This window comes from Mesoflavibacter sp. CH_XMU1404-2 (assembly GCF_037029465.1).
In the GTDB taxonomy this organism is placed as follows: domain Bacteria; phylum Bacteroidota; class Bacteroidia; order Flavobacteriales; family Flavobacteriaceae; genus Mesoflavibacter.
Genome location: NZ_JAYMEM010000006.1, coordinates 190,754 through 205,376 on the forward strand (window position 1 = coordinate 190,754; position 14,623 = coordinate 205,376).

Genomic DNA, 14,623 nt, shown 5'->3' on the forward strand with positions numbered 1-14,623 from the left:
AAGAGGCTTTTTCTAATATTTTATTTAAGAATTACTGTACTGTGTTAGCACGGTTATCTTCTATTTCAGCAGCTTCTTTTAAGGCATTATAAAGTCTGTTTTGAACAGAGCTTAACTTTTCTGCACTTACTTGATTTGCAAATGGCTGGTAGTTTTCTAATTCTGTTGCTGGTGTCTTTTTAGTTGTTTGTACCATAAATACACCTGTATTTCCTTTTACTAAACCAGAAGTTTCTCCTTCATTTAATCCAAATGCTGTACCAACAACCATTGGCTCGTTACCTGCACCAGAAATAGTTGGATTTTTCATGTTGATAGCAACAGAAGTTCTAACATTTTGATTTTCTGCTTTAGCAAACTCATCTAAAGTTGTTGCACTTACTCTATCCATGATTAATTTTGCTTTCTTATCTTTTCTAATTGCTGGTAACGCAGTTACAGAAGCATCTTCTACACTCATTAATCCAGCTTCAGATTTTGAAGTTAATTGCGCAATTACAATTCCGCCAGATACAGGAAATCGCTTATAATCACCTACGTCTGTTCCTTCTTCAAAAGCCCAACGAACAATTTGTCTTTGGTTACCAATACCAGGAATACTTTCGTCTAATTCTTTTGCTGTCATTGGTCTTACATCGTAGTTAGACTCTTTTGCTAATGTTGCAAAATCTCCGTTTTCTAAGTTTACTTCAAAGGTAGAAGCATCTCTAAATATCTTATCGTTAGTTTCTTCAGAAGATTCAATTTTTCTAGCAATTGTTGCTACTTTTACCATATCTGAAGATCCTTTTTGACCTTCAACTTCAATAATGTGTAAGCCAAAAGTAGTTTCAACAACACCTAAATCTCCTGTTTTACCTTCAAAAGCAAAATCTCTAAATTCTGGTACCATTCTGTCATAAGCAAACCAGTCGTAACGACCTTCATTTTCTACACTTCCTTGGTCTGTTGAATATTTTGTTACAAACTCAGAGAATTTAGAAGTATCCGATTTTAATACTGTTAACAAGCTATCTGCTAAAGCTTCTGCTTCTGCTTTTGGCTTAGCATCTGCTGGTGCTCTTGTTGCACCAATAAACGGAATTAAGATGTGTCTTGTTTTAGCTGAATCTGGTAAAGTTGTTCTTCCTACTAATTTTGATAACTTGTAGTAGTTTTCTTCTTTGTATGGTCCGTAGATAAATCCAACTTCTTGGTTGAAGATAGTGTCTGCAATAGTTTCTGGTAAAGCAGATTTCTTTAAAAATCTATCGTTATATTTTATATCGTCAGAATTTGCATTAACAAAATCTTCTACGTCTGTTGTGTTTTTAAAACCAACTTCTGTACGTTTTTTGTCTTCTGCAGTTTCATCATAAACTTCTCTGTCGTTGATAAGCTCTTTTAAGCCATCTTGAATATTTTTTTCATCTTCAGCAGAAGCTTCTTCTTTAAAATATACATATTGAAAACTTCTACTAGCTTCTGTTTGATAAGACTTTTCGTGCTTAGAAATGTAATCTTTAATTTCAGATTTAGATACTGTTACGGTACTATCTGGAATAGAGCTGTAAGGTACTTGCACATACTTGATATCTACTTTATCATTAGCTAATTTGTGATCTAATTCACCTTCTGCTAACGTGGCAGTTGCACCAGCTTTTACCATATTAAAATAATCTGTTTGTAATGCTCCTACAGCTAATTGTTGCTCGTAGTTTACCCAGTTTTGGTAAGCTTGCGCCGAAGTAGATTTTAAGTTATCTATATAAACTTTTAATTTAGACTCATCAAACACGCCAGCTTCATTTAAAAATTCTGGACTAGTTGCTAATGCATTTTTTAAAATGTCTCTCATTTGATCAGTCTCGATAGATAATCCTAATTTTTCAAACTGACCTTCCATAACAGCTTCTCTAACTTTTGCATCAAATACTCGGTTCATCACTTGAGTTGATGTTGCGTTTGCGCCCATTTGTTGTTGCTGTTGCTCTACAAGATTCATAAACTCTACTCTGCTTATGTCTTTACCGTTAATGGTTGCAACAACATCTTGAGATTTACCAAATAAAGCATCTTTGTTATCAAATAAACTTGATAAAATAAATGCGAATAAGGCTAACGCGATAACCAAAATTAATACAACTGTTTTCTGTCTTATTTTATTTAAAATTGCCATTTTCTATGATAAATTTTATGAAATATAGTGGGCGAAAATACCATTTTCTATTCAATAATAAAAGCACTTTTTATAATAAATAGATAAATAATAAATTAAGCAGCTATTATCAAGATTTTCATGTAGTTGAAGCTAATCTTCTTCTTTAATTTTTAAGGCTACTAAATCTATTTTTGTGTTGGACACTTCTAATATTTTGAATTCGAAATTCTCAATAGTCACAATTTCGTCTTGTTGCGGAATTTCTTCTGTAAAGTCTACAATTAAACCTCCTAAAGTTTCGTAGTTTTCGCCTTCAGGTAAGTCAATTTTATAGGTTTCGTTAATATAATCTACTTCTAATCTCGCAGAAAACACAAAATTGTCTTCGTCTTTTTGTTCTTCAATTAAATCTACGCTATCATGCTCGTCTTCAATTTCTCCAAACAATTCTTCTACAATATCCTCTACGGTCATAATACCAGATGTACCACCATATTCGTCCACTACAACTGCTATACTTTTTCGTTTTTTGATAAGTACATTTAAGATATCTTTGATAAGCATTGTTTCTGGCACCAGCTCGACAGGCATAATCATTGAGCCTATATTTTTTGGCTTTTTAAACAAATCAAAAGAATGCACGTAACCTAAAATTTCATCTATAGTTTCTTTATAAATTAAGATTTTTGAGTAACCCGTTTCTGTAAAAAGTTTACTTAAATCGTCTACGGAATCATGAAGCTCTAGCGCTGTAATTTCGGTACGAGGTACCATAACTTCGCGTGCTTTTACTTCGGAAAACTCTAAAGCATTTTGAAAAATTTGAATTTCGGTATCAATTTCTTCATGTTCTTCAACGCTTTCCATTTGCTCACTAATATAGTTACCTAACTCAACTTTTGTAAAAGCTAGTTGTACTTGATCGCCTTCTGTTTTGAAGAATTTTTTAAGTACAACATCACTAATCCAAATGACAAAATCTGAAATAAAAGTGAAAAACACATAGAATAAATACGCAGGAAAGGCTAGTATTTTTAATAATGAATTGGCATAAATTTGAAAGAATACTTTTGGAAGAAACTCCGCAGTAAACAATATAATTAATGTTGAAATTATGGTTTGGGTTAGCAGGTTTAAGTCGGTTAATAAATAGGTTAAAAATCCGCTTTCTGAAGGTAAAAAGCTTTGAAACCATTGCACCAATAAATCTCCCATAAACAACCCATAAATAACTAATGCTATATTATTACCAATAAGCATAGTTGCAATAAATTTTGAAGGTTTAGCAGTAATTTTTGTAAGTATTTGAGCTAAAAAACCCTCTTGCTTTTTTTCAATTTCTATATGAATTTTGTTTGAAGACACGTAAGCAATCTCCATACCTGAAAAAAATGCCGATAGCAATAATGAACAAACAATAATTATTATTGAGGTTGCCATTATTTATTATTATCAAATTTATTGTTGAATTTTCTTCTAAAAAAGAACATAAATATAGCTAAAGCTGCTAAAAATAATGACAGGTATTTTATCTCTCCTGTACTATTATAGTCTGCAAACGCATCATAAACAAACAATACTGCAAATACAATGTATGCGTATTGAAAAATCTTAAATAATTTCATGTAATGAATTATAATTTAGGCTGTAAAGATACTAAAAAAGTAAAAGGTGCTACAATTATTCTGTAACTGCAAATTGACCAGTAACTCCTAAGACTTCTGCTTTATTAAAATCTCTATCAGAGTCAAAACCTTCGCCATTAGTTACATAATCTTTAGATCTAAAAGTAACAGGTAAATTTGTGAATAACCATTGCTTGGTTTGATCGTAATATAATTGCTCTGCATACAATGTATCTTTTTCTGGAGTTGCAGCAACAACATTTCCTCTTAAATCTATTAAATCTGTTTCGTTATAAACAATAGCATAATCTGAAATAATTGTTGTTCTTTGATTTTGCTTATCGTATAAGTAGAGTAAAATTCCATCAGGAAATTCGCTATAAGAAAAGTCACGATTACTATAATCGTACATTTTTGGACTAATTAAATTAGCTGCTAAACGACCAGAATCTGTATATTTCACATTTATACTATCTGAAATCCCTACGGGCTCGTTAGCAGACATATCCATCTTTTTGATGTCTTTTAAATTGCCTTTACATGCAAAAAACAAAGTCATAGCAAACGCTATGACTGAGTTTTTTAATATATGTAAATTTTGATTTTGCATTATAGGCTTGGTACTGTTACAGTTCTACCAATCCAACATCCAATACTAATTGATTTACCTGCCATATCTTTATTAAAGATTTCTGACTTAGTTGGTGCTAAACCATTGTATTTTGCTGCTGCACTTGAGTTTCCTGCTTTATTAGCTTCTTGAGCTGCTAACCAGAATACTGCTCTTTTGTTAAAACTATCTGTACCACAACTGTTGGCACTTTTTGCATACATTTCTGCTACGTGCATGTATGGGTTTTTGTTAGATGGATTTAACTTAACTGTTTCGTAAAAATATTGTCTTGCTTGACCATAGCTTCCCTTCTTCTTAAAGTTTAATGCAATTCTATACACTAAGTTTGACTTTTTTAAAGGATCTGTTTGAAGAGAAATTGCTTGATCTAAATATTTTTGCTCTCCTGTTTTAACATATAAATAGTAAGCTGAATCTGCTGTTGGTTGCAAATTGTGTTTAGTATCTAATATCTTTATAAATAAAGGATCTTCTTGACAATCTTTTTGATACATTTTATTTAATGCTCTTTGTAACCACTCAGCATTATCTTTATTAGCTTCAAAGTTTTTAGTATACAAAGGAATTAAGTTATCACAATTTGCTCTTGTTCCTAAATCTGAATCTATACCAGCAGTTACTTTACCAAAAGCATCTATCATTTGTCCGTGATACTTTTTATACTTTTCATCTCTACTTGTTAAAGGCGTACCAGCTTCTTCTTTTTCTATATATTTATTAAGTCTTCTGGTATTGTCTTCTATTTCGTATTCAATTTTTTCAGCAACATCATCATACTTATCAAATAACTGTTGAGCTGTCATTTTTTGTGCATCATATAATTCTACAGCTAATTTAAAGTAAAGATATAATCCTTTGGTGCTTGTAAAGTTTTCTTTATCTGTCTTGTATGCATTATCAAAACAATCATATAATTGTTGAGTAGTTAGCCCTAAAATATCTTTATTATCATATTTTAAAATACAAGCATCAACCATAACTTTACCAGCTTTAGTTTTGCTAGGGAAGTATTCTGCTCTATCATTCCACATATCTGTTAATTCTAAGATATATGTTTTTTTATCTTCTTTAGTCTCCACAAAACTTTCTAAAATTTTCTCACCATATTGATAAATAGCAAGATTATATTTTGCACAGTTTTCTCTTAGCCATTTAAATGGAGGATACGCAGCTTCATAATTACCAGCTTTAGCAGCTTCTGCCATTAAAGATAATTTTGTTGCACATTCTTGTTCATTTTGAGAAAAACCAAAGCTTAGACTGAAAAATAGCGCGATTAATAATGTAATCTTAGTCTTCATAATTTTAAATTTTATCTTTTTTAGTTGTATTTTCTTTTTTGGAACCACCAATCATTTAGCGACAAACTTATGTTAACATTTACAAAGTTTTCTTTTACTAAGTTAGCATCTGTTGTCCCACGTTTTCCAAATTCTACACCTATGTTTGCGTTAGAAAATGGTGTTCTTGGTGTTCCTACTGGTAATCCTACCCCAAAAGACATGCCAAACTCATTTATTGACTGATTATTAATGTTTAAACCTGTGTTTTCAAATCGTAATCCAGCTCTATAAACCGTTCTTTTCCAATAACTTGAAAATGAATTATACTCAGGAATATAAAAACCACCAATTGATAATTTAGAAGCATCTTCAAAAGTTGTTCCTGAATTAGCATATAGTGGGTTATTAAAATTACTCGTTTCTTGTAATGTATATTCTACACCCGCAAACCATTTACGTGGCTCTCCTAAACCACCACCAATACTGTATTTGGCTGGTAGTGTTAATGTAGTTTCAGCTAAATTATTTGCAGCTAAATCTATATCTATTGTATTAACAATAGTTTCAGCACCTGATAAACTACTAATTGTTATTGTTGAAATTGATCTTTCATTTTTAGACGTTAAATCAGATTCTGGGGAATATGTAGCAGACCCTTGAAATTCTAATTTTTCTGAAATCATTCCACGGTAATGCAAACCAAGATTCCAATTCAAACCACTTAAATCAGAACGATTAGTTTCTTTACTTTGGTAATTTAGTAATTGCTCTTCAGTATTGTAGGCAAATAAAACTGTACTATTTTGAATGTTACCAAAATTATAGTCAGCAGTAACACCAAAACTTAAATTTTTATTGATTTGATATCCAGCAGATAAAAACACTTTATTTAAACCACCTTCGCCTTCATACCTGTTTTCTACACCACCAAAATCTGTATATGTTTGAAGTTTATAACCTACAGAACTATAAGGCAAAAGACCAAAACCAAAACCTAACTTACCCACAGGTACAGAAAGTGCTAAGTAATCAAATGAAGTTGTATTAGATTTGTCACTACTTGAGTTTGACTCTAAATTTGAAGACGAGTGACTGCCTCCAACAGTATATTTTACTGGTCTACTTTCATTTCTAAAAGTTGATATATTTTCATCTCCAAAAGTGGCAGGATTGGTAAAATTTATATGAATACTATCTTTATAAACAGCCATTCCTCCCATACTTCTATTTTCAACAGAACCTTTAAATTTTAAACTTCCTATTCCATAAAAAGAATATGGTGATCCACCACCTTGTTGTGCTTTACTTTGAATTGCTATTAGTGCAATAAAAACTATTAAAAGTTTTTTTATCATTCGTTTAAATTGTTGAGTAAAATAAAATTCAAGCCTTGCAGCAAGAAATTTGAGTTGGCAAATATGCTACTTTTTAATTGTTTAGACAAAAAATTAGCGTCTCCACCTGTTAAAATTATTGTTAAATCGTTGTATTTTTCCTTATACTGTGCAATTACACCATCAATCTCATTTACTAATCCATTAACTACTCCACTATTAATTGATGTTATTGTAGAGTTACCAATTAAATTTTCAGGAGCTTCAGTATCTAATAACGGTAATTTTGCCGTTTGATTATACAATGCTTTATAACGCATTCTTATCCCAGGCGAAATAGCACCTCCTAAATATTCATTTTCTTTATTGATAAAATCATATGTAATACATGTACCAGCATCTATAACTAATACGTTTTTTTCAGAATATCGATCTACAGAAGCAGCGATAAGCGCTATTCTATCAATCCCTAAGGTGTTTGGTGTTTCATATAAATTTTTAAAAGGAAGTTTTGTTTGATGAGAAAGAAATAAAACTTGAAAATTATTGTCTAAATATTCTAAAACTTCTTTATCTAAATTACCAACTGAAGACACAATTACATTTTTAATTGTTTTATTCTCTTCTTTTATTTTAGAAATAGTTTCAAGTAGATCTTGAATCATTACTACTTCTTTTTTAAAGAGAAGTGCATCCTTAAAAACAGCAAGTTTTACGCTAGTATTTCCTACATCGATAACTAAATTCATACATATACCAAAAGCGCCAAATTTACAAAACCGATTTAAAATTTTTCTTAATTAATTTATAATATTGAATTTGAGCTTAATACAGCACGTAATAACAAAAGATTGAAAACTAAATTTATTTTTTCCTTTTTTTGTTTTGTCAGTTTTAAAAATGAACATATATTTGCATCCGCAATAATGCAACTGGTGCCTTAGCTCAGTTGGTAGAGCAAAGGACTGAAAATCCTTGTGTCCCTGGTTCGATTCCTGGAGGCACCACCATAAAACCCTTATAAACTCAATGTTTGTAAGGGTTTTTAAATTTAGGGTGCAAAATAGGGTACAAAAAAACCGCTACAAATTAATGTAACGGTTTAAAAAACATTTACTTAGATAAATTAAGAAGCCGTACCACTACCTAAATAAACACTATTTGATACTTGACTACCATCATCAGTAATAAAAGCCATAAATAACTCTACTGTATCACCAGCATAACTGTTAGGAATTACAACTGTTTGTGAGCCTACAGTCCTTAAAGCGCCATCTAAAATATAGATAGATTCTTTTTTAATAGGATTATAAACAATCACCATTGCTTTATCCGTTGTATTTGCGTTACCCTCTGTTGAGTTATCTGTCCAAGTAAACTCTACTTGACCTGCTGTTGTTAAATCTGTAGCTGGGTTTAAAGCTCCTGCTAATGATCCTCTACTCAATAAAGCAGTTGCATAATCTACTGTAAAGTTTGGTGCAGAACCTGTAATAGCATTATTTAAAACATAAGACATTGCTGCATTAAATTCTGTTTTACCTACTGCATAAGCCTTAAAACCTTTTCTAATAAAAGCAATATTAGGCTGTAAAAACTCTAAAGTAGTACTAAACTTATTTCTTTGGTTTACTTGCCCTTCTGTACGTGGGTTTGCAACGTTAATTGGTTTAGCTCTTATGTAGTCAATGTTTTTCCATCTACCACCAACTACTGTTCCGACTTTACCTGAAAAGCCTCCTAAAATACCTTGTGAAATTTTTCCCATTTCTATAACAATTTAAAATTAAAATTCATTTGGATTTGGTACGGCTTTAATACAATTTTAATCAATATACACCCTTATAACGATTTTTAGCTCATTTGTTTACATCATTTCATTGCTTTACTTTCTTTTTCCTTTTTATTCTGTTTATTAGGTTTTAATTGTTGACTTCATATATGCAATTTTAAGCTGGTTAATTTTTTTTAAGGTGTTTTTTAACTCATTTTCTTTTTTGATGATTAAAGCAATAGCTTTTAAATGTTTTTTTGACTTCTCACCACCATTATTGATAGCCAAACAGCCTTTTTTAAGCGTGTTAGAACAATCTTTTACAGATATAAACGGAATAACACTACCTTTTAAAGAAACCTTGTAAAATCCGCTTATTTGTAATATTGCAGATATTTGAAAAAGCATATTTTTTTCGGATTCTTTTTTTGTGATAACTACGAAACAGTTAGGACAAGGACTTGAGAGTGGTTTACCACTGTTAAGCCCTTTATTAAGGATAAAAAAATGAGGTTGCGTGTAGGATTTTCCGATTTGGTGTGTTTTCAGTTCAAAAGTTGACATAGCTATCCAATTTAAAATTGCTCGCTACGCTTCGCTACATTATTTTTTTTGAAAAGAAAAAAGATAGCCATTGATTAGGTGGCGTGGATAGGCTGTCAAGTTTTTTAAATAAAAGTTTTTTGAGGTAATAGTTTAATAATAAAGACGTATTTGTTTTAACAAAAAAGTTTTATTTAAAACCCTTTGGGTTTAAACTTTATAGCCTTGCGCGTTGGCTGTGGTAGCCACGTATATTTGCTTACTTTTTTATTTAATTACAATTATTTAAATCTTCTTCAATTATAGAAAATAAAATGTATGGGATTTTTCGTTTTTCTAAATCAAAAGGTTTGTTCTTAAAATTAGCTTGGTAGTTGCTGGATAAATTTATGTCTTTTAATTTTTCTCTTAATTTGCTGTAATAATACCCTTCACGATTTTTTAAAAATTGCTTTTGTGTTTTTTGTTGAAATTCAAAACGCTCTAGCATTTTTTTAGGATTAGAAAAGTCTAACTTTTTTTCGTCATAACTAAGTATGAAAGCCGATACAATTTCAACATACTCTGATAATGTTATTTTACCAGCGCTTCTACCTTTTTCTAATGTTCTAGATTTATATTTATTATCAAAAAAGAAATTAAGCCAAGGATTGAAAATTCTTGGATGTGGATACCCTAATTCTTTTCTAGTATTAGCCAATGTGAAGGTAACATTTTGGTTTATGTAGGCTATAAAACTATCCTTATATACTTCTGGAATTTTATTACTATCTGATACTGATTTTACAATATTTATATTATCATGTATTTCTTTGGATATATTAGCATTAGATTTAAATACTTCCAAATTTTGTAAGGTTTCTGTAAGGTTTGATGCTTTGTTAAAAGTATCTAAAACTGCAAATAACGAGTCTAAACTAAATTCTGCTAATAGTAGCTCTTGTAAGTTATTATCTTTTTTTGAAGTTTTAAGGATTTCTTTAAAAACTTCTCTAGCTTTTTCTTCTGAACCATATTTTTTTATAAATAAATCTTCTACCAAACTTAAGTTATCAAGTTTAGCTAGAAGTATTTTATTATCGTCAAAAAGCTTTTTAAAATCTATCATTAAACAAAAATAGCAATGCTATTAAAACATTGCTATTTAGTTTGGAAAATTTATAATAACATAATAATTATGATATCACTGTTTAAAGGTAATATATTATTTTCTTTTAGGCGGAAAATTAAACCGCTTATCACCAGATTTTACACCTATTTTTTTGCTTGGCAAATTAGGTACTAATTTATTTGTTTTAGGTTTAGGATTACTCATTACTCTTTAGGATTTGATTAATTTTCTTCTCTAGAATGCCAATATTCATCATTATTAGGGTTTAGTTGGTTTGCATGATTATCTAAATCTGCTTGTGTTGGCTCGTCTTTTTTTACTTTAAATTTTCTCATTTTTTTAAGATTTATAATTAATATACTACAAATCTACAATGGGATAAAACTGAAATTTTATAAATAATACACGATTAATAAAATTTCTAAAAAACTTTAAAAACGACCTTTTTTTAATTTAATGACTGCACCGAGCGTGGGAGGATGTCGGCTATTTTACATAGTTGAGTTGTGTGACAAAATTGTTGCGCTTATGCAATTTTGTTACATAACTACCAATTATGTAAATATAGCTTTGGGGAGTTTAGTGTTTTTATGAATAAATAATTAAAAAATAGCTTATTGCAGTTTGGTTTGATTTTATGAAAAACCAAAGCTGTAATATGCTATAACCTATAAGATAAAAAAACGCTAAACTTGTAAGGCGCGCGGAACAACACAAAAGACAGAGGGTTTTTGCTTTTTCGCAAAAAACTGGGTTTTGGGTTGTGTGGGATTGTTACTTGTTTTCTAAATGATTAAATAGACGACGTACTTTCATTCTCCAACTTATTCTTACTCTTACCCAACTTTTACCTCCTTCAACGATTAAAATAGTATCATTGGAGTGTATCGGTTTAATTCTGTTTTGCTTTACACTGCCATCAAACTTCAATAATAAATTAGGGTTTTGAGTAGGACATTCTTCTTCGTCTAAATCAAAAATATTTTGATGTTCTTTTTTATTAAACTTTTCTTTTTTAGCTTTTAGCATTTCAAACAGATTTACGATGTTTATTTGTTCAGTAATAAAATCTAAATCGTAAATATCTTTTTTAGCTGCACGACTTGAACCGCTAATTAATTTAAATAGCCCAATATCTTTAGTTGTTACTAACCTTACCTCATCAACAATTTCAATAGCGTCCATCATTTTCATATTTTGAATAATTTCTACTTTTATTTTTTCACTTTTAGTAGTTATCCAAAATCTAAGGTATGTGTGTTGTTCACTTTCTTTATCTACAGGATATTCTAAACCTGTAATATTAGCTTCACCAAAAAAGTTTTTTACTTCTGCTTCAATAGTTTCAAAATGCTTAATCCCTACTATTTCTGGGCAAAATAAATCTATATCTTGTGAGTGTCTGTGATTAAAACGGAATGCTAAATTTGTACCACCTGCTAATGCGAATTGTGATAAACTTGGTAATGACTGTAGTTGTTTTATGGTTTGTAAGAGTACTGGAGATACTGCACTCATTAACTAAAATTTATAACGTAAAAAGACTGGTTTATTGTAACGTTGTGCTACCATACGACAAACATTGTTACTTATACGTTCTTTAGTATTTTTTAAAACGTTATAAATCTCGTTAGGTGTATATGTTCTTTCTAAGTTAGAAATATCTTTAAGAAAACTTTCTTTAGTTGTAGCCAATAACATTCTTGGGATAATAAGTGCTTTATCTTGTTTAGTAGATAATTTACTTCTATCCATATCCCAAAACAGGTGTTTTCGAGCAATATTAGTTATATTGGCTTTAGTTTTCAAAAGTGGTATTTCTCAGTATTGGTAAATAATTAATTACAAATGTACAAAAATGTATTTATAAAATACACACTTTAGCATTAGTTTATGTATATACAGCAAGATCTATACCATTAATAGTTAAAACATTAAAAGATAAAATACAGTTAATAAACCTATCTAACACTATTATAAAAGAGAATAAAAGAAGCTATTAATAATGGGATTGAAGCTAACACAACAAACTTATAAATCAAATATCTTTTATTAGACCATTTTAAGATTGATTTATTATATTTAATAATCTTATTAGTGTAATAATTAATAGCATCTTTAGTATCTAGCTTACTAGTTAGTTTATGAATGTTAGAAATATCCTTGTCTAATAATTCCTCATCAGTTATAAAATCAATATTATCCATGTAAGAAATAAAGCTTTTTAATCTATAATATTTATCTTCGATTGTCAAAGACAAAACTTTTTCTTTATAAGTGTAAACAAGTAATAGTACCTCATTAATAGATAACCAGACAAATAGTAAAATATAAACGTATTTAAATAAAAGATTGTTAAGAATTAAATCCTCTAAAAACTCAGTAGATTGAACAACATTATTGATTAAATATAAAAGAATAGCAGAGTTTATACCTAATAACCATGAATTTATAATATTACTTTTTTTTGTTAGCTCTAAAAATTCTAAAATGCTTCTGAAAGTATTTGTATTAATTTTTTTCATACTACTTATTTGATCAAATGGTTGTAACACTAAAACTAAACTTTAATATCCTTGAAAGTTTCAAGAAACCATTCTACAGATTTATTGCTTTTTCCAAGTTCCTCCTCTAGCAAACTCAAGATATGCCTTGTATCTTTTGTAAGCAGCTTGTCTTTCTTCAAAACTGTCTGATATTCTCCTAATTTCAAGTACTGATGTAATTCCTTTGGACAATTCTTCATCTCCTTCGCCATCTTTATTGTTAATTCTTTCAATAATTGCTTCTTTAATTTTGTCATGCTTAAGTTGAAGCTCTCTGATTTCTTCTTTTTCAAAGTCTCCAAAGTTTTCAATTTCTGATTCAATATCTCGTTGCTCTCTTCTAATTTCTCCATCTTTTGATTCAAAAGCTTTTTGTAGTTGAACTCTTGACTCTTCAAACTGGATTGGTAATTGTTTGATATCGTCTGAAACTCGGCTTGCATCATATCCAATTCTTCTTGAATCTCTATCAATTTCATTTCTTCTATGTTCAATTCGTCCTCTAAGTTCTGCTTCAGCATCTCTATAGAAATCTTCACCTTTGAATTTTTCTGACTCGATTTTAATAGCTGATTCAAGTCTGCTTTTTTCTTTAAGATATCTTTCTTCCAAATCTTTACGGTTTCTTTGAAAATTACTTTCATCTGATTTAAAGTCGTGTAATCTTTGTTCAAATTCTTCTCGTACTTGACTCTCAAATTCTCTTTCCAATCGTTCCAATTCCTGTCTTTCTGTTTTTGTAGCTCTCTCAACTCTTGATATCTCAGATTCAAAGTGGTGTTCAGCTCTTTTGTACGATTGCGAGTCCATAATTCGTTTAACTGATCGTATAAGATTGCTAATTTGGTTTGCTCTGCACTTGTAAGATTCTTCGAAAATTCTACTCTGCTCGTCATCAATTTCCCATACTCCGCTACTAGATGACTTGGAAGTGTAAATATAGTTGGTGTTTGCTTCGACTTCATTATATACCCATTTAACTTTTGTACTTGATTTTAATGCTTTTTCTATTTCTTCTTCATTTTTTTTTGGTATTATTATTTGTACTGTGTTTAAACCTAAACGTTTAAGTTTGGCTCGTTTTTCATTATCGATTTTATGCGTCACTACAAATTCTACCAATAAAATAGGTTCTTGTTTTTCATTAAAGAATGATATATCAGGTCTAATTAACAAATGTCTTTCTTCAATATTTGGATTTTGACCATATCTTACATTACACTCTTCATCTTCATAAAATGTTAATTCTGATTTTACACTAAAAGCTTGAATAGTCTTTGATTGTTCTAGTAAGTTTGGTGCACCATCACTATTTTTAGGTGGATATTTATATATAGCTGGTACTTTTAATTGTCTTAATCTTTGAAGAATATCTCTTGCTATAAGCTCTCTATATTTTCTATTAGCAACTACACATTCTGTATTGTTTTTATCTACATCTTTAGCATGATGTCTAAAATAGTGCTCTCTAATTTGACCTTTTACAGCCTGCATTTCTTTTTTGCAACCTAGACAGTAATATCCATTTAAACCGCTTTTAGCTTCTGAAATATGAATATGTTTTATAAAATCATCTGTAAACGCCCAATCTGTCTGAAAATCCTTATTTGATTCCTTACTACTCATATTCGTC

The 14,623-nt window shown here is 29.9% G+C and carries 14 protein-coding genes and 1 tRNA gene; 1 reads left to right on the forward strand and 14 read right to left on the reverse strand.

Annotation, left to right across the window (positions count from 1 at the left end; genetic code table 11):
• Window positions 1-31 precede the first annotated feature (31 nt).
• The 7 genes from WA327_RS05520 to WA327_RS05550 form a co-directional block, all read right to left on the reverse strand.
• Window positions 32-2,158 carry a peptidylprolyl isomerase gene (locus tag WA327_RS05520; RefSeq protein ID WP_336067366.1) on the reverse strand — a complete coding sequence of 709 codons (2,127 nt, stop codon included), beginning with the start codon at window positions 2,156-2,158 and terminating at the stop codon, window positions 32-34.
• Window positions 2,159-2,290: 132 nt separating this feature from the next.
• Entirely contained in the window at window positions 2,291-3,580 is a 1,290-nt protein-coding gene (locus WA327_RS05525) for a hemolysin family protein (RefSeq protein ID WP_336067369.1), read from the reverse strand.
• Window positions 3,580-3,765: a hypothetical protein gene (locus WA327_RS05530; RefSeq protein WP_336067372.1), complete on the reverse strand. Its 186-nt coding sequence runs from the start codon at window positions 3,763-3,765 to the stop codon at window positions 3,580-3,582. The genes WA327_RS05525 and WA327_RS05530 overlap by 1 nt, the downstream gene beginning before the upstream one ends.
• Window positions 3,766-3,820: 55 nt before the next feature.
• Complete coding sequence (gene lptC / locus WA327_RS05535) at window positions 3,821-4,375, reverse strand: LPS export ABC transporter periplasmic protein LptC (RefSeq protein WP_336067375.1); 555 nt, start codon at window positions 4,373-4,375, stop codon at window positions 3,821-3,823.
• Window positions 4,375-5,700: a hypothetical protein gene (locus WA327_RS05540; protein WP_336067376.1), complete on the reverse strand. Its 1,326-nt coding sequence runs from the start codon at window positions 5,698-5,700 to the stop codon at window positions 4,375-4,377. The genes lptC and WA327_RS05540 overlap by 1 nt, the downstream gene beginning before the upstream one ends.
• A 20-nt stretch (window positions 5,701-5,720) precedes the next feature.
• Window positions 5,721-7,037: a hypothetical protein gene (locus WA327_RS05545; RefSeq protein ID WP_336067380.1), complete on the reverse strand. Its 1,317-nt coding sequence runs from the start codon at window positions 7,035-7,037 to the stop codon at window positions 5,721-5,723.
• On the reverse strand, window positions 7,034-7,765 hold the full coding sequence (locus tag WA327_RS05550; protein ID WP_304145210.1) for a type III pantothenate kinase: 732 nt from the start codon (window positions 7,763-7,765) through the stop codon (window positions 7,034-7,036). Before WA327_RS05550 ends, WA327_RS05545 begins: the two co-directional genes overlap by 4 nt.
• Before the next feature lie 185 nt (window positions 7,766-7,950).
• Here WA327_RS05550 and WA327_RS05555 point away from each other — a divergent pair.
• Window positions 7,951-8,026 (forward strand) — tRNA-Phe (locus tag WA327_RS05555).
• 116 nt (window positions 8,027-8,142) lie between these two features.
• On the opposite strand, the gene WA327_RS05560 is transcribed toward WA327_RS05555, so the two are convergent.
• From WA327_RS05560 to WA327_RS05590, 7 genes are all read right to left on the reverse strand, one after another.
• Window positions 8,143-8,784, reverse strand: coding sequence for a DUF6266 family protein (locus WA327_RS05560; RefSeq protein ID WP_336067384.1), 642 nt, complete (start codon window positions 8,782-8,784; stop codon window positions 8,143-8,145).
• Between the two features lie 147 nt (window positions 8,785-8,931).
• Entirely contained in the window at window positions 8,932-9,354 is a 423-nt protein-coding gene (locus WA327_RS05565; RefSeq protein ID WP_336067386.1) for a DUF6943 family protein, read from the reverse strand.
• A 250-nt stretch (window positions 9,355-9,604) separates the two neighbouring features.
• A complete protein-coding gene (locus tag WA327_RS05570) occupies window positions 9,605-10,441 on the reverse strand; it encodes a hypothetical protein (protein WP_336067388.1) in 837 nt (278 codons plus the stop codon).
• Between the two features lie 777 nt (window positions 10,442-11,218).
• Window positions 11,219-11,962, reverse strand: coding sequence for a nucleotidyl transferase AbiEii/AbiGii toxin family protein (locus tag WA327_RS05575; RefSeq protein ID WP_336067390.1), 744 nt, complete (start codon window positions 11,960-11,962; stop codon window positions 11,219-11,221).
• A 3-nt stretch (window positions 11,963-11,965) separates the two neighbouring features.
• Window positions 11,966-12,253 carry a DUF6922 domain-containing protein gene (locus tag WA327_RS05580; protein WP_336067393.1) on the reverse strand — a complete coding sequence of 96 codons (288 nt, stop codon included), beginning with the start codon at window positions 12,251-12,253 and terminating at the stop codon, window positions 11,966-11,968.
• Between the two features lie 152 nt (window positions 12,254-12,405).
• Window positions 12,406-12,969, reverse strand: a complete 564-nt coding sequence (locus tag WA327_RS05585) for a hypothetical protein (protein ID WP_336067396.1) — start codon at window positions 12,967-12,969, stop codon at window positions 12,406-12,408.
• An 81-nt stretch (window positions 12,970-13,050) separates the two neighbouring features.
• Complete coding sequence (locus tag WA327_RS05590) at window positions 13,051-14,616, reverse strand: hypothetical protein (protein WP_336067399.1); 1,566 nt, start codon at window positions 14,614-14,616, stop codon at window positions 13,051-13,053.
• Window positions 14,617-14,623: the final 7 nt, after the last annotated feature.